The organism is Acinetobacter sp. YH12239 (assembly GCF_013417635.1).
Taxonomy (GTDB): Bacteria; Pseudomonadota; Gammaproteobacteria; order Pseudomonadales; family Moraxellaceae; genus Acinetobacter.
In genome coordinates, this window is record NZ_VPDP01000005.1 from 104,742 (window position 1) to 126,007 (window position 21,266).

The 21,266-nt window shown below is 38.5% G+C and carries 21 protein-coding genes; 18 read left to right on the plus strand and 3 right to left on the minus strand.

Going from position 1 to position 21,266, the window contains the following annotated elements; all coding sequences use genetic code 11:
• Nucleotides 1-161: 161 nt before the first annotated feature.
• The 7 genes from FTV17_RS06580 to FTV17_RS06610 all read left to right on the plus strand — a co-directional run bounded on the left by FTV17_RS06580 (nucleotide 162) and on the right by FTV17_RS06610 (nucleotide 10,191).
• Entirely contained in the window at nucleotides 162-2,420 is a 2,259-nt protein-coding gene (locus FTV17_RS06580) for a TonB-dependent receptor domain-containing protein (protein ID WP_179998659.1), read from the plus strand.
• 273 nt (nucleotides 2,421-2,693) lie between these two features.
• The gene (locus FTV17_RS06585; RefSeq protein WP_179998660.1) at nucleotides 2,694-4,985 is read left to right on the plus strand and encodes a TonB-dependent siderophore receptor; all 2,292 of its coding nucleotides are present in this window, start codon (nucleotides 2,694-2,696) and stop codon (nucleotides 4,983-4,985) included.
• Between the two features lie 64 nt (nucleotides 4,986-5,049).
• Entirely contained in the window at nucleotides 5,050-5,733 is a 684-nt protein-coding gene (locus tag FTV17_RS06590) for a Fe2+-dependent dioxygenase (RefSeq protein WP_179998714.1), read from the plus strand.
• A 318-nt stretch (nucleotides 5,734-6,051) separates the two neighbouring features.
• On the plus strand, nucleotides 6,052-7,749 hold the full coding sequence (gene leuA / locus FTV17_RS06595) for a 2-isopropylmalate synthase (RefSeq protein WP_179998661.1): 1,698 nt from the start codon (nucleotides 6,052-6,054) through the stop codon (nucleotides 7,747-7,749).
• A gap of 101 nt (nucleotides 7,750-7,850) precedes the next feature.
• Nucleotides 7,851-9,011 (plus strand): homoserine O-acetyltransferase, encoded by a 1,161-nt coding sequence (locus tag FTV17_RS06600; RefSeq protein WP_179998662.1) that lies wholly within the window; start codon nucleotides 7,851-7,853, stop codon nucleotides 9,009-9,011.
• Nucleotides 9,011-9,604 carry a methionine biosynthesis protein MetW gene (metW, locus tag FTV17_RS06605; protein ID WP_092766759.1) on the plus strand — a complete coding sequence of 198 codons (594 nt, stop codon included), beginning with the start codon at nucleotides 9,011-9,013 and terminating at the stop codon, nucleotides 9,602-9,604. The genes FTV17_RS06600 and metW overlap by 1 nt, the downstream gene beginning before the upstream one ends.
• Nucleotides 9,601-10,191 carry a tetratricopeptide repeat protein gene (locus FTV17_RS06610; RefSeq protein WP_092766758.1) on the plus strand — a complete coding sequence of 197 codons (591 nt, stop codon included), beginning with the start codon at nucleotides 9,601-9,603 and terminating at the stop codon, nucleotides 10,189-10,191. The genes metW and FTV17_RS06610 overlap by 4 nt, the downstream gene beginning before the upstream one ends.
• Nucleotides 10,192-10,233: 42 nt before the next feature.
• Here the strand turns inward: FTV17_RS06610 and FTV17_RS06615 are convergent, their stop codons facing one another.
• Nucleotides 10,234-10,689: a GNAT family N-acetyltransferase gene (locus FTV17_RS06615; RefSeq protein WP_179998663.1), complete on the minus strand. Its 456-nt coding sequence runs from the start codon at nucleotides 10,687-10,689 to the stop codon at nucleotides 10,234-10,236.
• A gap of 94 nt (nucleotides 10,690-10,783) precedes the next feature.
• Here FTV17_RS06615 and rdgB point away from each other — a divergent pair, with 94 nt between their 5' ends.
• A complete protein-coding gene (rdgB, locus tag FTV17_RS06620; RefSeq protein WP_179998664.1) occupies nucleotides 10,784-11,413 on the plus strand; it encodes an RdgB/HAM1 family non-canonical purine NTP pyrophosphatase in 630 nt (209 codons plus the stop codon).
• Here rdgB and FTV17_RS06625 read toward each other — a convergent pair.
• Nucleotides 11,410-12,285: a permease gene (locus FTV17_RS06625; RefSeq protein ID WP_179998665.1), complete on the minus strand. Its 876-nt coding sequence runs from the start codon at nucleotides 12,283-12,285 to the stop codon at nucleotides 11,410-11,412. The genes rdgB and FTV17_RS06625 overlap by 4 nt on opposite strands.
• A gap of 172 nt (nucleotides 12,286-12,457) precedes the next feature.
• On the opposite strand from FTV17_RS06625, the gene tatA reads away from it, so the two are divergent.
• The 4 genes from tatA to FTV17_RS06645 all read left to right on the plus strand — a co-directional run bounded on the left by tatA (nucleotide 12,458) and on the right by FTV17_RS06645 (nucleotide 16,317).
• Entirely contained in the window at nucleotides 12,458-12,685 is a 228-nt protein-coding gene (gene tatA / locus FTV17_RS06630) for a Sec-independent protein translocase subunit TatA (RefSeq protein WP_035266725.1), read from the plus strand.
• 15 nt (nucleotides 12,686-12,700) lie between these two features.
• Entirely contained in the window at nucleotides 12,701-13,165 is a 465-nt protein-coding gene (gene tatB, locus FTV17_RS15625) for a Sec-independent protein translocase protein TatB (RefSeq protein WP_179998666.1), read from the plus strand.
• 23 nt (nucleotides 13,166-13,188) lie between these two features.
• Complete coding sequence (tatC, locus tag FTV17_RS06640) at nucleotides 13,189-13,944, plus strand: twin-arginine translocase subunit TatC (RefSeq protein WP_373687193.1); 756 nt, start codon at nucleotides 13,189-13,191, stop codon at nucleotides 13,942-13,944.
• A 165-nt stretch (nucleotides 13,945-14,109) separates the two neighbouring features.
• Complete coding sequence (locus tag FTV17_RS06645; protein WP_179998668.1) at nucleotides 14,110-16,317, plus strand: PhoX family phosphatase; 2,208 nt, start codon at nucleotides 14,110-14,112, stop codon at nucleotides 16,315-16,317.
• A 27-nt stretch (nucleotides 16,318-16,344) separates the two neighbouring features.
• On the opposite strand, the gene FTV17_RS06650 is transcribed toward FTV17_RS06645, so the two are convergent.
• Nucleotides 16,345-17,148: an NRDE family protein gene (locus FTV17_RS06650; RefSeq protein ID WP_179998669.1), complete on the minus strand. Its 804-nt coding sequence runs from the start codon at nucleotides 17,146-17,148 to the stop codon at nucleotides 16,345-16,347.
• Nucleotides 17,149-17,241: 93 nt separating this feature from the next.
• On the opposite strand from FTV17_RS06650, the gene lgt reads away from it, so the two are divergent.
• The 6 genes from lgt to FTV17_RS06680 all read left to right on the plus strand — a co-directional run bounded on the left by lgt (nucleotide 17,242) and on the right by FTV17_RS06680 (nucleotide 21,265).
• Nucleotides 17,242-18,057 (plus strand): prolipoprotein diacylglyceryl transferase, encoded by an 816-nt coding sequence (gene lgt / locus FTV17_RS06655; RefSeq protein ID WP_035266733.1) that lies wholly within the window; start codon nucleotides 17,242-17,244, stop codon nucleotides 18,055-18,057.
• An 84-nt stretch (nucleotides 18,058-18,141) separates the two neighbouring features.
• A complete protein-coding gene (locus FTV17_RS06660) occupies nucleotides 18,142-18,513 on the plus strand; it encodes a hypothetical protein (protein WP_179998670.1) in 372 nt (123 codons plus the stop codon).
• A 132-nt stretch (nucleotides 18,514-18,645) separates the two neighbouring features.
• The gene (locus FTV17_RS06665) at nucleotides 18,646-18,897 is read left to right on the plus strand and encodes a hypothetical protein (protein WP_179998671.1); all 252 of its coding nucleotides are present in this window, start codon (nucleotides 18,646-18,648) and stop codon (nucleotides 18,895-18,897) included.
• 146 nt (nucleotides 18,898-19,043) lie between these two features.
• A complete protein-coding gene (locus FTV17_RS06670; protein ID WP_179998672.1) occupies nucleotides 19,044-19,535 on the plus strand; it encodes a lipocalin family protein in 492 nt (163 codons plus the stop codon).
• A gap of 201 nt (nucleotides 19,536-19,736) precedes the next feature.
• Entirely contained in the window at nucleotides 19,737-20,579 is an 843-nt protein-coding gene (thyA, locus tag FTV17_RS06675) for a thymidylate synthase (RefSeq protein ID WP_179998673.1), read from the plus strand.
• 170 nt (nucleotides 20,580-20,749) lie between these two features.
• Nucleotides 20,750-21,265 carry a dihydrofolate reductase gene (locus FTV17_RS06680; RefSeq protein ID WP_179998674.1) on the plus strand — a complete coding sequence of 172 codons (516 nt, stop codon included), beginning with the start codon at nucleotides 20,750-20,752 and terminating at the stop codon, nucleotides 21,263-21,265.
• The last annotated feature ends 1 nt before the right edge of the window (nucleotide 21,266 follow it).

Sequence of the window (21,266 nt, forward strand, 5' to 3'; positions counted from 1 at the left end):
TACCTGAGAATATTTTTTTGCTCATAAGGTTTGACCATATTCAATTCATTTTTCTTAATTATTGTTTGTTTTTTATTGCAAATGATAAAGTTTATCATTAATATTTGCATCAAATTTGATCATGCCCTCAAGCATCACTCATACCAGCGGAAGAACATAATATGAGTAAGTTTAAGCTTCAACCTCTTACAGTTGCATTATTCGCTTTGTCTAGCGGTGTAACATCTGCAAATACGACAAATGAAAATAGTGCTCATCAACTTTCTACAATTGTAGTTTCTGCAGCTGGTTACGAACAGAAAATCAAAGATGCTCCTGCATCAATTACAGTTTTAACAAGCGAAGATTTCAAAACCAAACGTGTAACCTCTCTTGCTGATGCACTTAAAGGAGTTGAAGGTGTTGATATTAGTCCAGCAGCTGGTAAAACAGGTACACTTAATATCCGTATGCGTGGTATGCCAGCAGAATACACCTTAGTGTTAATTGATGGAAAACGGCAAAACTCTGTAGGTAGCATCACCCCTAATGGCTTCGGCGAATCAAATAATAATTTTATTCCACCAATTTCTGCAATTGAACGAATAGAAGTTATTCGTGGTCCAATGTCAACCCTTTATGGTTCAGATGCTATGGGTGGGGTAATTAATATTATCACCAAAAAAGTCTCAGATGTATGGACAGGATCATTAACACTTAATGGTACCATTCTCCCGAATAGTTCTGACTTTGGGAACCAATATTCAGCTGAAGTGTTTGCTTCTGGCCCTATAATTAAAGATTTAGTTGGCGTGCAATTACGTGGCCGTAAAGCCGAGCGTCAACAATCTTATCTGAGTGATCCAAATGGTGCTTTAACACAAGGTAATAGCCCGACTAAGTCTGACATTGAAACTTTAGGTGCACGTATTACTTTAACACCACATGCTGACCATACAATTGCATTAGATGTTGAAAATACACAACAATGGTTCGATAACAGCCGCGGTCAATTAGGTACTTACCTTGATAACTTTGGTAAACCATTAGCCCCATCAGCAACACAGGGTTATGGCCCAAGCCAAGAATATGAACGTACTAAAGGATATATCTCACATGAATGGGATGCCGACTTTGGTAAGCTTGAGAGCAGCATTTCACATGTTGAAACTGAAACTATTGGTCGTCTAATCCCTGCAGGCATGTTAAGTGCTGCTGAAAAAAATAATTTCAATGATCGCAAACTAACAAGTGAAGACACCTATTTCGATACTAAATTTAGCACCCAAAAATTTGAAAATCATAGCTTAACCGTTGGTGCCCAGTGGTGGGAATCAAGCGTTAAGGATGGCATCCGCCGTGCCAACCCTGAACTGTCTTTTGACCAATATGGCTTATTTATTGAAGATACTTGGAGCATCTTACCAAACTTAAACTTAACTTTAGGGGGGCGTTTTGACGACCACAGCAGCTTTGGTGATTTCTTCACACCACGTGCATATGTCGTATGGAATGTGAATGAACAATGGACTGCAAAAGGTGGATATTCTGAAGGCTATAAAGTGCCACGTTTAGAGCAATTAACTCAAGGTCTATCAAACGTTGCGAGCCAAGGTCGTGCACCGGTATTAGGTAGCGCTAACTTAGAGCCTGAAACAAGTGAAAACTACGAACTTGGTGTTTATTTCGACAACCAAGCTGGCTTTAATGCCAACTTAACATTCTTCCAAAACAAGACTAAAGATAAAATCACAACAGTTGGTGCTGGTTACTCTTTAGTACATATTCAGGATAAAGATATTGCTGATTTAGTTGCGAAAGGTACTTATGTGCCTGGGGTGAGTTATAACGGTCGTCCAATTGAATTCGATTGTTCTGGTGCAGTAGATGCATGTAATGCCAAGTTTGCAGAATGGGGCATAGATTGGAACACCGCATCAAATCGTAACTTAACCCTTGCTCGCCCTTATAATGCGGATGAAGCAGAATCTCATGGTATTGAAGTAGGTGCAGGTTATCAGTTAAATGACCAGTGGAAGTTATCGGCGAACTATACATGGACTAAAGGTGAACTTACCGATGCTTTGGGTAATACAACAGATGACATAGATAATGCAGAACATGTGGCAAACCTTTTAGTTAACTATGTGCCTGCTGATAACATGAGCTTATGGTTGCGTGGTGAATATCGTAGTAGCCAATTACGTGAAGAAGGCAATGTTAAAAATGCGTTAGGTGATTTCAAAGGTTACACCCAATGGCACCTTGGTACAAACTATACTGTGAATGATAATATAGATGTCGGCATTGCTATCTACAACATTTTTGATAAAGATTTTGTTGATCTTCAATATGTCACTTTAGATGATCAGTACTACAACCGTTATACCAACACTCAAGAAGGTCGTCGCGTTCAACTAAGTACAACTTTCAAATTTTAAACTGTTGAATTTAATAAACCCTGCGCTAGCAGGGTTTTTTATTTTAATAAAATAAAATTCCCTATTAAAAATAGCCATACAAAAATGTAGAAACTTTAATTTTTCCAATATTATTTAAATTCATTTACTTATATATAAAATATTACATTATTACATTTAAGCTTCCGTTATTTAGTTTAACTTAAATCGCAAATATCAATTTTAAGACCCGTTCAAGCTAAAAAAGAATCATTATTATTCTCAACCTGAAAACAAATTCATATCAGGTTAAACATGGCCTTTATCACAACACGTAAAAAAATCGTTTCATCTGCTATAGCAACGTCATTGGCTGTTATTTCAGGTCAAACTTTTGCACAAGAAGATACAGCGCATTTAGAAACAATTAAATCAGAGGCTCAATCAGAGCAGTCATTTAAAGTCGACAAATCCTCAAACGCTAAATACGTTGCCCCCCTACTCGATACCCCCAAATCAATCTCTGTTATTTCTCAAAAACAGATACAAGATACTCAAGTGACTACGCTGTCTGATGCTTTAAGAACTGTTCCAGGAATTACACTTGGTGCGGGCGAAGGTGGCAACCCAAATGGTGACCGTCCATTTATCCGTGGTTATAACTCTGAAAGTTCAATGTACGTTGACGGTGTGAGGAACTCTACTTCTCAAAACCGTGAAATGTTTGCAGTCGAGCAGGTTGAAGTCACCAAAGGCTCCGCCTCTACTTTAGGTGGTGGAGGTTCTACGGGTGGTAGTATTAACCTAATTTCCAAATTAGCCAAATCTGGAGATGCTTTCCAAGGCTCTGTTGCTGGCGGTACTGATGCTTATGCACGTATCACATTAGATGCAAATAAAGATTTTGGGAATGGTATTGCGACTCGTGTCGTGGCAATGGGTCACCAGAATGAAAAAGCGGGACAACATAATGGCGCTGAATATGAACGTGCTGGTATTGCACCAAGTATTAGCTTTGGGTTAGACACGCCCACTCGAGCGACACTAGCCTACTACTACCTAAAGTCTGATGATAAGCCAGATTCAGGTATTCCATATAAATACGACACTGACAGAAAAGCGACCGTCGGCTCACCCGTTGATGTTAAACAGGGTACATACTACGGTTGGTTAAATCGTGATTTTCAAAAGCAAGAAAATCAAAGTGGGACCCTTAAGCTAGAGCACGATTTTAGCGAAAATTTAAGCTTGACGAATACTGCTGTCTATAGCAAATCAAAAAATAATTACTTATGGACTCAACCAGATGACAGTCAGGGCAACGTCGCAAATGGAAAAGTTTGGCGTCGTCTAAATACCAACCTAACAACCACTGACAGTTTTACAGATCAACTCGCATTAACAGGTAAATTCCAAACAGGCATCATAAAACATAATTTCAATTTGGGTGCTGAATACAGTAAACAAGATTCTGAACGCGGCATAAACATTGTAACCGACCCTAATACCACGTTAATAGGCGGTAGTGGTGCTAATAATGCATGCTCATTAAATATTTCAAATGGTTGGTGTACTGATCTTTATAACCCCAATTCGAATGATGCTTGGCTAGGTAAAGTTCAAGCGAATCCAAATGTCATGAAGATTAAATCTGAAACACAATCAGTATATGCCCTAAATAATATTGAGCTTAATCCTCAGTGGCTCCTTGACCTTGGTATTCGCTGGGATGAATTCGAAACTGAAATGAAATACAATCAAGATACTGGTTCAGGCACTTCAGCAATTCAAGCAGGAACAAAATATAATTCAAAACACGATTTCTTCAATTATCAAGCTGGATTAACCTTTAAACCAAGAGAAAATGGATCAATTTATGCAAGCTATGCGACTTCAGCTAATCCCGTTGGAATCGATGCTGGTAATGGTTCAGAAGGGTTAAGTGTCCCTGGACGCAATACAACTGATGCACAAGCAAGAGCAATTAACAACCTCAAACCTGAAGAAGTCAAAACCTATGAAATCGGAACCAAATGGGACCTTTTGAATAACAGAATTAATCTCACAGCTGCTATTTTCCGTACAGAAAAAGAAAATACTCGCGCTTTAGATAGTGATGGATTTACAAGAAATATTGGTGAGACACGTGTTGATGGCGTTGAATTAGGCTTAAACGGCAATATCACAAATAAATGGGCTTTATCTGTAGGATACACATATTTAGATAGTGAAATTATTGATGCAGGTTATGTCAAAAATAGCGATGGAAGTTATTCGGCTAGCCCAACTAATGGTAACCAAGTCCAAAATGTCGCAAAACACTCTGCCACTTTGTGGACAACTTACCAAGTTCTCCCTAAATTACAATTAGGTGCTGGTGTTTTAGCTATGGATCGAGTGTATGGAGATGCTGCAAATACCAAATTTGTACCAGGCTATGTTCGTTATGACGCCATGGCTCGCTATCAAGTAAATTCAGATATTGATCTTCAATTGAACGTCAATAATCTCTCAGATACACGTTATTTCACGAAAGCTTATGCTTCACATTATGCAACTGAAGCTGAAGGTCGAAATGCTGTATTGTCTTTAAATTTCAAGTTTTAATTTCATTTCAGCATAGCTCTATACGAGCTATGCTTTTCATCACCTAAAGCAGTGAGTGATCGTAGTGATTCATCATATTCCAAATATTCTAAGCCCCGAACAAGTTCGATATTTTCGTGAAGAAATGTCTAAAGTAGATTGGGTCAATGGAAAGGTAACAGCTGGAACACTCTCTGCAACAGTGAAACATAATCAGCAACTTTCTAATGATCATCCCCTCACCAAACATCTAGGTGATATTATTTTAGAATCCCTAGGTCAACATCCTTTATTCTTATCAGCAGCAATTCCACTAGATATCATCCCCCCTCTGTTTAATCGCTATGAACAGCATCAATCATTCGGTTTTCATGTCGACAATTCGATTCGCAGAGTTCAAGGCTCACAAGAACGCTTAAGAACAGATTTATCTTGCACTTTATTCTTGAGTGATCCGCACGAATATGACGGCGGTGAATTAGTCATTGAAGATACCTATGGATATCACGAAGTCAAACTCCCTGCAGGAGATTTGATACTTTATCCATCTACTAGCTTACATGAAGTCACTTCTATCCAATCGGGGTGTCGCTTGGCATCATTTTTTTGGATACAAAGTATGATTCGAGATGATTCAAATCGACATATGTTATTTACTTTAGATCAATCTATTCAGCAACTTCGTATGGAATTAGGGGATCAACATGAGCAAGTCATCAAACTCACGAGCCTCTATCACAATTTAATTCGAAAATGGGCAGAACTGTAATTTATTTTTCATCTTAAATTTTTATAATGAAATTAATTATTAAATGATCATTATATTATGAAAAAAAATTTCACATTCATCATACTTTGATCTAAATCAGGGAATAATTCTCTTGAAGATCGCACTATAATAAAAGAAAGAATTTACAAGCACTGTGACGGTATAGCTAAGCTCTATATATTCAAAAGATTTTTAGAGAATTCAGCAAAATGATGCAGTAAGCCACTTGTAAATTGATAGAATAGACACAATCGATATAAATAGCGCAGTGCCTTTACACAAGACCCAAGCATGTTGTGCTATGAAAGGAGTTATCTCATGATGTTGGCTGATCCAAGCAAAAAATACCGTCGCATGTACCAACGTGTAGACTTACCTGACCGTCAATGGCCAAATAACGAAATTAATAAAGCGCCAATTTGGATGAGCACCGACCTTCGTGACGGTAACCAAGCTATTTTCGAACCAATGAACATCGAACAAAAATTCAAGATGTTCCAAATGTTGGTGAAAATTGGTTTCAAACATATCGAAATTGGCTTTCCATCTGCCTCACAGATTGATTTTGACTTCACCCGTAAATTAATCGAAGAAAATCATATTCCAGATGATGTCTATATTGAAGTATTAGTTCAAGCTCGTGATCACTTGATTCAACGTACATTTGAATCATTACAAGGTGCAAAACGTGCAATTGTGCATATCTATAATTCAAACTCACCAACATTCCGTCAAAAAGTATTGAATGTTGATGTAGCGGGTGCGAAAGCCTTAGCGGTGAATGCGGCTCAAAAAGTGAAAGAATATGCAGCGCAATATCCTGAAACTGAATGGGTGTTCCAATACTCTCCTGAATGCTTTACCGCGACTGAATTAGAAGTTGCAAAAGATGTCTGTGATGCAGTCACTGAAATTTGGGATGCTCGCCCAGATAATAAAGTTATCTTGAATTTACCCGCGACTGTTGAAGTTTCTGGGCCTCATGTTTACGCTGACCAAGTTGAATGGATGCATCGCAACTTACAACGCCGCGACGGTGTCATTATTTCTGTACACTGTCACAATGACCGTGGATGCGGTATTGCAGCATCTGAGTTAGCGATCATGGCTGGTGCTGATCGTGTGGAAGGTTGTGTATTTGGTAACGGTGAACGTACAGGTAACGTTGACGTTGCAGCGATTGCATTAAATATGTATACCCAAGGTGTCGCTCCAAATCTAGATTTTTCAAATATTAATGAAATCATTTCTACTATTGAAGAATGTACAGGTTTACCCGTTCATCCACGTCATCCATATGCGGGTGATTTAGTATTTACTGCATTTTCTGGCTCACACCAAGATGCGATTAAAAAAGGCTTTGAGTTCCAGAAAAACGAAGAAATTTGGGATATGCCTTACTTACCAATTGATCCTAAAGATTTGGGACGTGATTATGACGCAGTCATTCGTGTCAATTCACAATCAGGTAAAGGCGGTATCGCATACTTGTTAGAGTCGAACTACAACGTCGTATTACCACGTCGCTTACAAATTGAGTTCTCGCAAGTCGTGCAACAAGTCGCTGACAAAGAAGGCGTAGAAGTTTCTGCTGAGCAAATTTGGAGTTTATTCCAAAGTACATATGTAAATCAGAAAGATAAACATTATGTCGCGAAAAACTATCGATTATCTGATGAAAATGGCAATCAAGTCATTGAATTAGATATTGAAGTCGGTGGTCAAGTTCAACATCTACGTGGTGAAGGCAACGGACCAATCTCTGCAATTTTAGATGCTTTACAGTTGCCAATCGATGTTGTGAACTATGAAGAACGTAGCATTGGTTCTGGTGCAAATGCTAAAGCGTTGGCACTAATTGAACTTCAAGTCAAAGGTACAGGTAAATCAGCATTCGGTGCTGGTGTACATGACAACATCGTGACTTCATCTATTGAAGGAATTATTGCATGTACAAATCGTTTAATTGATCAAGGTGTTTTGAGCACAGATCAAGTGATCGCTGCGGCAGTATAAATATTAGCAATAATATTTAGCACGAAAATGACTTTAGAAGGATACCCTCAAGTGGTATCCTTTTATTTATTCATACTTAAGATTTTAGGCGAATTTATCCTGTGTCTTTTCCAGCTGACTCAGTGGGCATTGTTGTTCCACAAAAGTTCCAATTTGAAGAACCACTCGCATTAGAATGTGGCCGCGTTTTACCACGTTTCGAATTGATGGTCGAAACTTATGGCACACTCAATGCAGATAAATCCAATGCAATTTTGATCTGCCATGCGCTTTCTGGTCATCATCATGCTGCTGGTTATCACCATGAAGATGATAAAAAAGCAGGTTGGTGGGATGCTTGTATTGGGCCAGGCAAAGCAATTGATACCAATAGATTTTTTGTGGTGGCATTAAACAATATTGGTGGTTGTAACGGATCAACAGGACCAACCTCCCCAAATCCTGAAAATGAAAATCGTCCTTATGGTCCAGATTTTCCATTAGTGACCGTGCGTGATTGGGTTAAAACTCAAGCAATGCTGTCTGATCGTCTTGGTATCACTGTTTGGCACTCTATTATTGGTGGCTCTTTGGGAGGCATGCAGGCACTTCAGTGGTCTGTAGATTATCCTGACCGATTAAATAACTGTGTCATTATTGCCAGTGCGCCTAAACTTTCAGCGCAAAATATCGCATTTAATGAGGTCGCGCGCCAATCCATTTTGTCCGATCCTGATTTTCATCATGGTCGCTATTTAGAAAAAGATAGCTATCCTAAACGTGGTCTTATTCTAGCGCGCATGGTAGGTCACATTACCTACCTTTCTGAAGAAGCCATGAAACAAAAATTTGGTCGTGATTTAAAATCTGGCAAATTCATGTATGGTTTCGATGTTGAATTCCAAGTTGAAAGTTATCTTCGTTATCAAGGTGAACAATTTAGTCGTAACTTTGATGCGAACACCTACTTGATCATGACTAAAGCTTTGGATTACTTCGATCCTTCTCGCGAGTATGAACAATCTTTAGTTAAAGCAATGTCGAATACAAAATGTAAATTCCTTGTAATTTCATTTACTACGGATTGGAGATTCTCTCCTTCCCGTTCTGTTGAAATTGTGGATGCATTGATTACCAATCATAAGCCTGTGAGCTATGTTGATATTGATGCAGAACAAGGTCATGACTCGTTCTTGTTCCCTATCCCTTTATATGTCAAGACTTTAAGGGCTTTCTTAGGTGGTGTAGACCATCTTGCTTCAACCCCTAAGGAGACCGTGTAATGCGTATCGATCAGAAGCTTGCAGAGAAATGGATTAAACCAGATTCAAGCATTTTAGATCTTGGTTGTGGCGATGGTGAGTTACTGGCTCATATGAGCAAAAAGCACAACATTCGTGCATACGGATTAGAAATTGATCAAGAAAAGATTGCAATTGCAGTCAGTCGAGGGTTAAATATCATCCAACAAGACTTGAACCTCGGTTTGGGACGCTTTGCAGACCAGTCATTTGACTATGTTGTCATGGCACAAGCTTTGCAAGCTGTAGATGCACCTGATGTGCTTTTGCGCGATATGGTGCGTGTTGGGAAACAAGCAATTATTACTTTTCCTAACTTTGCACACTGGAAAACACGCTCTTTTCTTGCTTTAAAAGGGAAAATGCCTGTTTCGGATGCCTTACCCTATATGTGGTATAACACTCCAAATATTCATCTGTGCACGTTTAAGGACTTCGAAGCACTTTGTGCTGAGAATCAAATTAAAATTATTGACCGTTTAGCCGTGAATGGGAATCAACAAGGGAGTTTGCTCAGCAAGCATATCCCGAACTTGTTTGGCGAGGTCGCGATTTATCGAGTGAGCGCTCTATGAAAAAGTTATTCTTAGGTACTTCATTATTTCTAGGGTTGTTGAGTTTCCAAGTTCATGCAGATTATGTACCTCAACAACCATCAACTTCTGCACTGGCTGCACAGTATTCACGTATGCCTGTATCTGAGCTCCAAAAAGCTGCTCGAGCAGGCCAACCGGCTGCCCAGTTTTATTTGGCAACACATTATCAACATGGTAAAGATGTTGCTAAAGACCTAAAGCAAGCTTTCGTTTGGTATAAGGCAGCAGCCGATCAAGGTATTTCATCTGCTCAGCTGAATGTGGGTCGTATGTATGCTGACGGTATTGGTGTTGCTAAAAATGAAACCTTAGCTCGCCAATACTTCGAAAAAGCAGCAAGTCATGGTGACAATCGTGCAAGCTTCAATTTAGCCGTTATGGAAGAGCAAAAGAAAAACTATATGGGTGCTTACCAATGGTATGAGCTTTCTACACGTGATGGCATGTTAGATAATAAAGTGATCAATATGTCTGAGACAAAAAAGACGGCTTTGGCTGCCAACCTGACACCAGAACAAATTCGTACTGCACGTGACCGTGCTGATCAATGGATTCAAAGCCGTTAATTACGCTTATAAGTTTGAAGAAAGCACCTATCGGTGCTTTTTTTATTCGACCATCTTATTCATTCTTATGAATTTCATATCTTCGAATATTTCCACTTCACTCTGCGAAGTAAAACCTAATTTTTTATAAAAATGAACAGCCCCTATATGCGCATTGACTGTTATGGATTGGATCTCCATTTGAGTTAATTGATCTAACACATAATTAAATAAATGAGTTCCAACGCCTTGAAATTGTAGATTTGGATGAACAAAAAAATGAAAAATATGGGCGGGTTGTTTGTAAGCAATCACCCCAACAAGCGACTGCTTTAATTCTGCAACAAAGTATTTTATCTCTTGATGATTGATGTGCGATACAAGAGCTTCTTTTGAAAATAGGGACTTACTTTTTGGTATTTCATCAAAGTGATTCAAAGCTAAAGCAATACAGAACGCAATATTTTCAGCATCCGCGATCTCTGCTTGACGAATATGAATGCTATTTAAACTTCTCATGTTTAATGATTGGTTATTTTAAAGATGAGTTCATCTGTATCATCGCAAATATCCGTTAGAATAGCTTCAAATTTGAAACAGAAAGTGATTAAACATGGCGTCTAAAGATTGGTTAGATCAAGGTACTTTGGTTTTAGCGAGTAACAATAAAGGGAAAATAGCTGAGTTCGAAAAGTTATTTGAAGAATTAAAACTCCCTGTTAACGTTGTGCCTCAAGGACAACTGAACATTGAGGATGCGGTGGAAGATGGGTTAAGTTTTGTAGAAAATGCCATTATCAAAGCACGGCATGCCTCTAAGATTTCGGGTAAACCAGCTATAGCAGATGACTCAGGTATTTGCGTTCCTGTACTTGGTGGTGCTCCTGGTATTTACTCTGCACGTTATGCTGGTGAGCATGGCGATGATGCTGCCAATAATGCTAAATTACTGACAGATTTAGCACCATTACGTAACAATGGTGACGTGATTGAAGGGATGTTTGTGTGTGTACTCGCCTTAGTTCAACACGCTGAAGATCCTTTACCTCAGATTTTCCAAGGAATCTGGAAAGGTGAAATTTTGGAAGTAGCACGTGGCAAAAATGGTTTTGGCTACGACCCACTGTTTTGGCTACCTGAACTCAATATTAGTAGCGCTGAAATGACCAAAGAAGAAAAAAATAAGATCAGTCATCGTGGTCAAGCCATGCAGTTATTCAAAGCAAGCCTCGAAACGAACTAAACGATCAGTCCATGATAAACCATGGCAAATAAACCAATTGTCATGCAACTTACGATGGTACCCGCTGCGATATATGGGGCTGAAACGCCTGTTCCTGAATAATGTGTTTCTAAAGCAACAATATTCGCTGCGGGTGGCAATAAAAAAAACATAGACATCAGCGCAATAATAACCAGTTCGTGAGGAATCGGTAGAAGCAAATAGGCTACCGCACAGCACACTAAACCAAATAAAAATTTAATCAAAGCAAGTTTTAAACTTTCAATTAAGTCGGACAAGTGAATTTTTACTTGAGATAACCACATCCCAAGGATACACATCCCTGTAAAGGTCATTAACCACTTATCCAATATATACAATGATTGAATCATTGCATTCTGCTGAAAATGACTAACATTCCATAACGAAAGAAAACCAGCAACTAGTAAAGCTAAAATCGGTGGAGAGAAAGTCAATTTTCTCAAAATCTCCATCGCAGACTGCTTTTCAGCACTTAATACGGTCACTGCACAAATATTACCAAAAATAGAGCCCCCGACATAAAGTGCAACCATAGGACTAGATGCTTGCGCACCAAAAATAGCGAATGCAAATGGAAAGCCGAGCCAAGCCATGTTTAGGTAACTGGAACATAAGGAGACTAATTTGTCTTTTGTACGGTAATAAACAAATAAATACAGCAAAAATGAAGCGATAAAACTAAATAACATCAACCATATACTGCCCTCTTGATAAAACACCATATTGTAAATAATGATGAGAGGAATCAGCACTTTCGCCAACAACATCGCCATAAAGGGACGAATTTTTTGTAAATATTCTACGCCAAAATAGCCGATAAGAAAGGAGACTAGTGGGAGTAGAAGAACCATATTAAATATGAAATAGATTTTTTCTCATCTTAGCACAACATCTATTTCACTTCAGGATAAGTCTCTTGCACACATAAAAAAGCCATGACTTCAAACTGAAATAATTCCGTCAACTTGCTGTCATAAAGAACTGTTGAAATCATTCAAGATCATTTTCAATAAGGAATATATCATGGCTGGATTATCAATTTGGCACGTACTTATTTTCGCAATTGTCGTTTTACTTTTGTTCGGTACGTCTAAGCTAAAAAATTTGGGTAAAGATGTTGGTGGTGCGGTTAAGGATTTTAAAAAATCAATTAAGGATGACGAAGACCAGAGCACATCTGCTCAATTAAAAGAACCACGCACGATTGAACATCAAACATCTCATGATTTGAATTCAACAGCGAAACATTAAAGGTAGGTAACAGTAATGCTGAATATTGGTATGGCTGAACTATTAATGTTTGGCATCATTGCATTGCTTGTTCTTGGACCTGAAAAGCTTCCTGAGGGTGCGCGATTTGCTGGTAAATGGTATGGCAAAATTAAGCGTATGGTCAGCAATGTACAAAATGATATTGATCGTGAACTAAGAATGTCTGAACTTAAAGAACAAATGCAGACTGAAATGAAGCGCATTCAAGAATTAGAAGAAAAAATGAAAGCGCAAATGCAGGAAATTGAAAAACACACAGTATTAAGCGATGAATATTTAAATCCACCTATCCATCAACAGGTTCGCTCTGAAACAAGCCCTGTTTATGTGTATTTAAACGTTCAGCAAAGTACAGCAGTTCCTTTTAAGGGACATGCTGTAGCCAAGCAAAGTTCCATTTCTATTCAAAATTCAGCGCAACACAATAAACCATATGTAGTCTTAGCGGAGGCAGTATGAGTCACAATACTCTCCCAAATATAATGTCTTCAAATGACGAAAATCCTCAGCTTGAAGAAATGCCAATAACCAAGCATCTTATTATTTTAAGAAAATATTTATTTAGAATAGTTGGGGTCATTCTAGTTTTATTCTTTTGTTTATTACCATTTGCAAATCAAAGCTATCAAATGATGTCTGAGCCTCTTAGAGCTCAACTCCCAATAAATTCATCAATGATTGCAACGGATGTCACCGCGACATTTATGGCACCATTTAAGTTAAACTTCTTCGTTGCTCTAATGATCGCCATGCCATTTATCATTTATCAAATATGGGCTTTTGTCAGACCGGCGCTATATAAAAAAGAGAAAGCTTTAGCTCTACCATTACTCATCGGAAGTATTACATTATTTTATGCGGGTGTTGCTTTCGCCTACTTTATAGCCCTCCCTTCGATTTTACATTTTTTCATTAGCGTTGCACCTGAAACCGTTGCACCCATGACGGACATTAATAGCTATCTGAGTTTCTGTTTAAAATTATTTTTGGTTTTTGGTTTAACTTTTGAAATTCCAATTGTGACTTTATTACTCATTATGATTGGCATTGTGACCACAGAACAATTGGTTGAAAAAAGACGTTTTATTATTGTAGGTTGTTTCTTCGTTTCTATGTTTGTGACGCCACCTGATGCACTATCGATGATTATGTTGGCGATACCAATGTGGATGTTATTTGAATTGGGGCTTTTCTTTGGAAAATTACTCGAAAACAGAAGAGCAAAGTCAGTACTTTGATATCTTGACCCTTTTACACATAGGCGAGTCTAAAGACTCGCCTTTTTCATACTCTTTAAATAAAAGCTTAATTCAACTGACATAAATCTATCATTTGATTGTCATGATTGCGCATTAAGTTGTTGGTGACGCTAAAAACTACCAAGCAAGATGCTAGGAACGAACATGACTGATTTAATACCTTTTAACGATGATTACGATAGCAATGATTCGGGGAATCCAGAATTTCACCATTTACTTGAAAAGCAAATTACGCGTAGAGATCTCATCAAGAAGACTGCTGGTGGTGCAGTAGCATTGACAGTAGCAGCTTCAGTCGCAGGCTGTAACAGTGACGACAATGACAATAACAACTCAAATCCTTCACTACCTGAATTCGACAAATCAAAAACGCCAACTGAACTAACATTTAAAGCGGTTGATAAAAATATTAAAAATGAATTCACAGTGCCTGAAGGATATGAAGCACGTGTTATTTATGCACTAGGAGACCCGCTTTTTGAAGGTATGCCTGAATGGGATGCAGATAATATTCCGAGTGGTGCTTCATTTACCATGCGTTCAGGTGAATGTCATGACGGTATGACATATTTCGGCATGAAAAATAGCCGTTATGATCAAAATGAGTCAAATGTAGGTTTACTGGTACTCAACCATGAATATGTAGATAACAAAGCGATTTTGCATCCAGCGAATAATACCATTTCAGCGGATATTCGTTCTGAAGATGAAGCATTACGTGAAATCAACTGTCACGGCATTTCAGTGATTGAAGTACAAAAAAATCCTACAACTCAACAAGTCACTCTAAACAAACGCTCTGTATTCAACCGTCGAATTACAGCTGCAACACCGATCGATTTCGCTGGTCCTGTAAAAGGGCATGAATTGGTACAAACCAAGATCAGTCCAGAAGGCACATTTACATTAGGTACGATCAATAACTGTGGTAACGGTTATACGCCTTGGGGCACATACTTAACCACCGAAGAAAACTTTAACCAATACTTTACTCGCGATGATAAAGATCGTTCTGAAAAGGATTTGGAGTCGTTAAAACGTTATAAAATTGCTTCAAATAGTTCTTATAAGTGGCACACAGTTCAAGCACAACTGTTCCCTCAAGATGTCTATGAGCGCTGGTTAACTAAAGTCTCTGCATCTTCTGCAACTCAAGATTTTAGAAACTCACCAAATACGTTTGGTTGGATTGTTGAAATTGACCCGTTTGATGGTCGTCAACGCCCAGTAAAACGTACAGCTCTTGGACGTTTTGCACATGAAGATTGTCGTGTTAGTCGTGCCATTCCTGGGCAACCACTAGCCTTCTATATGGGTGATGACTCTCAAGGCGAATATATCTATAAATTTGTTTCAGATGCGGTTTGGGACCCTAAAGATATCAACGGCGGTTATGCTGCTGGTGATAAATATATGAATAACGGTAAATTCTATGTTGCTAAATTTAACTTTAATGAAGCAACTCAAAAGACGTCTGGTGAGTGGATTGAACTCAATATCTCCAATCCATTAATTGCTAGTTATTCAAAATACAAATTTACAGATCAAGCTGATGTATTGGTAAATGCCCGTTTAGCAGGTGATGCAGTTGGTGCAACCAAAATGGATCGTCCAGAATGGGTTGCAGTAAACCCAGAGAATGGTGAGGTTTATGTCACCTTAACCAATAACTCATTACGTGGAAGTGAGCACACGATTGATGCTGCCAACCCTCGTAATTATGCTGATAATGATAAAGGTGGTAGTCCTCGCGGGAATATCAACGGACATATTATTCGTTTCCGTGAAACTGGTGATACTGTTACAGCAAAAACATTTGTATGGGATATCTTCTTATTTGGCGCAGAAGAAGATTCACTTCCGGGTGTAAACCTATCTGGACTCACATCAGCAAATGATTTCTCAAGTCCAGATGGCCTATGGTTTGATCCACGTGGTGTCTTGTGGGTACAGACTGATGATGGCGCTTATACAGATGAAACGAATTGCATGATGCTTGCTGCACTTCCAGGTCAAGTAAGTGATGGTAAAGTGACTTCTGCAAATGCTGGTTCAAATGATGCCACTCAACTTACTCCTGCTGGCGCACAGCTTGATGATTCAAAGTTACGTCGTTTTTTAACAGGCCCTTCAGGCTGTGAAATTACAGGTGTAACGATGACACCAGACTATAAAGCTATTTTTGTGAATGTTCAGCATCCAGGTGGCACTTGGCCTGCAAATCACAGCAACACTATCAGTGGCGGTAAAGGTACACGTCCTCGCTCTGCGACGGTCGTGATTACACGTAAAGATGGTGGCGAGATTGTTGGGGAAAGTCTAGAAAAGAAAGAAAACACTCCTGCTGCTTAATTCAAACATTGAAATAGAAAATGCCGACTACGATGTCGGCATTTTTTTTGAAAGATGCGGATCAATTTTGACTATTTGATTCTGATGCTTACCTTGTTGCGTTTTTTCAAGCCAAGTCCATTGATTTCTTTTCATCAATAAATAGTTTGAGCATCGTGTTCCATATATCGGGCTTTGTATAAAAGTAGAAGATAACAGCTGCTCCATTTTCACTGATATGCCTGTTTGAGGTAATAAATCTAAATCAATTTTTCTTTCATCTTGTAAGATATCCCAAACGGCGTACTCTAAATCATACGCTTTTTGAGCATTGGGATTTAATTGCAATAACGGTAAGAACTCTTGTGTAAAGCGTTTACGCAAATGTTTGGTTTTTTCCCATGGATCACTTAATACACCATTGGAAACCACATATACACCTTTGGCAAGCACTTGTGGAGATTCACCACGATTACTCATATAAATCGCTTGATCAGAGGTTCCGATAAACAGGTTAAATCCAGCGTAATCACATTGCTTTTTTTCTAATTCTTGGGCAAATCGGATCGGTACTAAATCGGATTCCAGATATTGCTGAATGATATGTCCTCTTGAGGTGGGATATTCCTTCTTATCATTTGCATCGCGGTAATTTGTCACAAGTGCCCAACGCCCTGCAGCAGTAACCCCCATCCACGTCCCACCAGATTGTAAATCTTGACCTGCAATAATTGGGCTATTTTCCCACTTATGAATTTGCGAAGCAGGTCGGTGATAAAACTCATCCCGATTTGAAATTAAGCATAATGGTGTTTCATCCAACACTTGCCATGCGATTGCTACAATACACATCGTTGCATCCTTAGAACTTTACACATTGAATGTACAACATTTTTTCAGTCTTTCCGTTAGAATCGACACAAAACATAATATAAAGGAAAAGCAATGCTGACCTATCCTTCTATTGACCCAGTGGCAATATCTGTGGGTCCATTACAAGTTCACTGGTATGGACTCATGTATCTACTCGCATTTTTATTTGCGTGGGGCTTAGCAACATTCCGTGCTAAGCAACGAGGATGGACACCAGACATGGTCTCTGATCTCATCTTCTACGGCGCATTAGGTGTCGTGATTGGTGGTCGAGTAGGCTATGTGTTCTTTTATGGTTTTGATCAATTCCTTGCAAACCCAATATGGTTATTCCAAGTTTGGACAGGTGGCATGAGTTTCCATGGCGGCTTCTTAGGTGTCATGTTGGCCATGTTATTGTGGTGTAAAAAATACAAAATGACTTGGTTCCAAACACTAGATTTTATTGCCCCATGTGTTCCAACAGGTCTGATGTTTGGTCGTATTGGCAACTTTATTGGCGGCGAACTTTATGGCCGACAAGTCACAGATCCAAATTTCGCATTGGGTATGATTTTCCCTACAGATCCTTTACAACTCGTACGACATCCATCCCAACTTTACCAAGCACTCTGTGAGGGTTTGATTCTTTTTATTGTTCTGTGGTGGTTTAGTTCTAAACCTCGTCCACGCATGGCTGTTTCTGCTCTATTCTTAATTGGATATGGTATCGCTCGCTTCACAGTTGAATTCTTCCGTGAGCCAGATAATGGACAATTATTTATTGGATGGATGAGCAAAGGACAATTCCTTACAGTTCCAATGATTCTCATCGGGCTATGGATGCTTTGGTATGCCTACCAAAAGAAAGTATATGACTGGGGTCCTCTACAAAATAATGGCAAATAAGTAAATTATGTCCTCAAAGGTGAACATCTTGTTCACCTTTTTTTGTGCTAGAGTTTTGACTTATTTACTTTGATTCAGATTACTATGCTCGAGTTTTGGTTTGATCCTAAAGTTTCAATACAACACAAAGCTTTATTTTTTATTTTGATTGCGAGTGCTACTGCTACGTTATATTGGATGCAACCGCTTAACTTCGATGCCATCTTAATGTTTGTAGGCACAGGTATCGTTTTTCTTATTTGCCGTTACTGTAAAATTCATTTCGCTTCACACCATCCAACAGGGTTGATGTACCGATTATTTACTTGGATTCCTATCGCTCTGCTACTTGCCTTAATTTTCATGCATGCAAAGGATGGAGAAATTCTTTTACCTGGTGCTCAAGGATTAGGATTTATGGCTTTATCTATTTGCTTATTTTCTCCACTGTCTCTACTTCATCAACATCAGCATTAAAACGTCATTATGTTAAATTTCTGGTATTCAGAACGATGCACACGCACGATTAAATTGATCATTTGTATATCAACGTGTGTAGTGATTCTGTTGACAGCTGAAATTAAAAAACTTGATTTTCTATCGACACTAATGAGCTTATGTTTAGGCTTAAGTCTACACATTATTCATCATGTTTTGATCCAATCTAAGCGTCTAAAGCATCAGCTGAAAGCATATTATGCTTTTAGTCCTTTCATCTTGATTGTATTTTTTATCTTCATGCTTTCAGCGCTGAACTTTCAAAATAGCAGAGAGTTTTTTGCACTTTTTGTACAACTCATGGGTTATAGCGCAGTGGGATTATTCGTAGTGAGTTTATATGCATCTCGTACACCCCGCTGAATTTCAAAACTACTAAGCAAATGAAAATAAATATAAATTAATCACACTCACTTAACGCTTTGCTACAGAACAGTATTATTTCTACTCCAAAACTGTGCCTATACTCAAAGGATGTATCTAATTTAGATTAAATGGAGTACATCATAATGAGTCAAAATTTAACGACCGTATCTAACTTCCAACTTGAACGCTATTTAGGTACTTGGTATGAGATTGCACGCTTACCAATGAAGCATCAACCTGAAGACAGTACGGATATTTCGGCAGTCTATACCTTAAACAATGATGGAACTGTACGTGTCCAAAATCGTTGTCTTGATGGCAACAAAGAACTGGATGAGTCTATTGGCGAAGCCACAGTTGTAGATGCTGAACAGGGCAAATTAGAAGTCAGCTTTTTGCCTGAAGGATTTCGTTGGATTCCATTCACTAAGGGTGACTATTGGGTACTTAAGATCGATGAAAATTATCAAACTGCTTTAGTCGGTGAACCTCATCAAAAATATCTTTGGATTCTGCACCGTGAACCAGTGTTAAATGAATCTATCAAACAAGCGTATCTAGCATATGCTCAATCCATTGGCTATGACTTATCAGAGCTGATAGACACCGTACATACAGGGCGTCAAACTGCATAGTTTTTACATTAAAAAAGCACCTTAAACAGGTGCTTTTTTAATGCCTCTTTCACTTTTGTCACACCGGTATAGACATTCTAAAAAATACAAAAAAGATGATATGATGACTCCAATTTTCAAGTTGCCCCAACCTTCAACTTCTTCCTTCTTCTTGAAGAAAGTGATCAGAGGCTTTGATTAACGAATTGATTAGAGAGACCTATGCGCCAATATCTTGACCTTCTACAACACATCCTCGACAACGGTGGCGATAAAGGCGACCGTACTGGTACAGGTACTCGTTCTGTATTTGGTCATCAAATGCGCTTTGATCTTTCTAAAGGTTTTCCTCTACTGACCACAAAGAAAGTTCACTTCCGTTCAATCGTGATTGAATTACTTTGGTTCCTTAAAGGTGATACCAATGTTAAATATCTGCAAGATCATAAAGTTACAATTTGGGATGAATGGTCGACAGCTGAGCAGACTGCTCGTTTTGGACGTCCTGAAGGAGAGCTAGGTCCAGTATATGGACACCAATGGCGTAACTTTGGTGCAACTAAGAAAGACGATGGTTTATACGAGCAAGATGGATTTGATCAAATCAAATGGTTAATTAATGAAATTAAAACCAATCCAAACTCCCGTCGTTTGATCGTATCAGGTTGGAACCCAAAAGAAGCTGGACAAGTGGCACTCCCTCCTTGTCACACGCTTTTCCAGTTTTTTGTTCAGGATGGAAAATTATCATGTCAGCTTTATCAACGTAGTGCTGATGTTTTTCTTGGCGTTCCATTTAATATTGCAAGTTATGCACTTCTCACCCATATGATTGCGCAAGTCTGTGATCTAGAAGTCGGTGATTTTGTGTGGACAGGTGGTGATACTCATCTTTACGCCAATCATTTCGAGCAAGCACAACTTCAATTAACACGTGAACCACTTCCATTGTGCCAACTCAAACTTAATCCTGAAATTAAAGATATTTTTGATTTCAAATTTGAAGATATTGAAATCGTAAATTACGAATCGCATCCTGCAATTAAAGCACCAGTTGCGGTTTAAATATTTGAAAAGTGCTATAAAATAAATCAAATCCAAGTAACTTTAAAATCTAATACCTTTAAAAGCAGTGAAGCTGTTTAAATTATTATTTTGAAGTTACAATACAAACCCTACTTTTATTAAAGTAGGGTTTTTTTATTTGTTAATTTACATGACTTGGATTAAACGTTATGGCTTTCCAACAAAAATTTGAGGTTGTACACGTGGTTGCGATGGACAATCAAAGATGTATCGGTAAGGATAACGATTTACCTTGGCATATTTCTGCAGATCTGAAGCATTTCAAAGAAATTACACAAGGTGGCGTAATTATTCTTGGAAGAAAAAATTTCGACTCAATTGGTCGACCACTACCCAAAAGAGTTAATTGGGTTATCACACGAAATAAAGAGTGGTGTCATGACGGTGTTAAAGTTGCTTATTCAATTGAAGAAGCTTTAGAAAAATCTATAGATGATGTGAAGTTATCAGATAAACCGAACACGATTTTTGTAATCGGAGGCGGTGAAATTTTTGAACAGACTATTAATATTGCAGACCGATTAGAACTCACTCACATAGACCTAGATGTTGATGGTGATGTTTTTTATCCCGAGATTCCACCTGAATTTAAAAAAGTGGCATCAGAGCAACACATTGATGACAAAACAAATATTGCATTTGAGTTCGCAACCTACCAAAAATAAA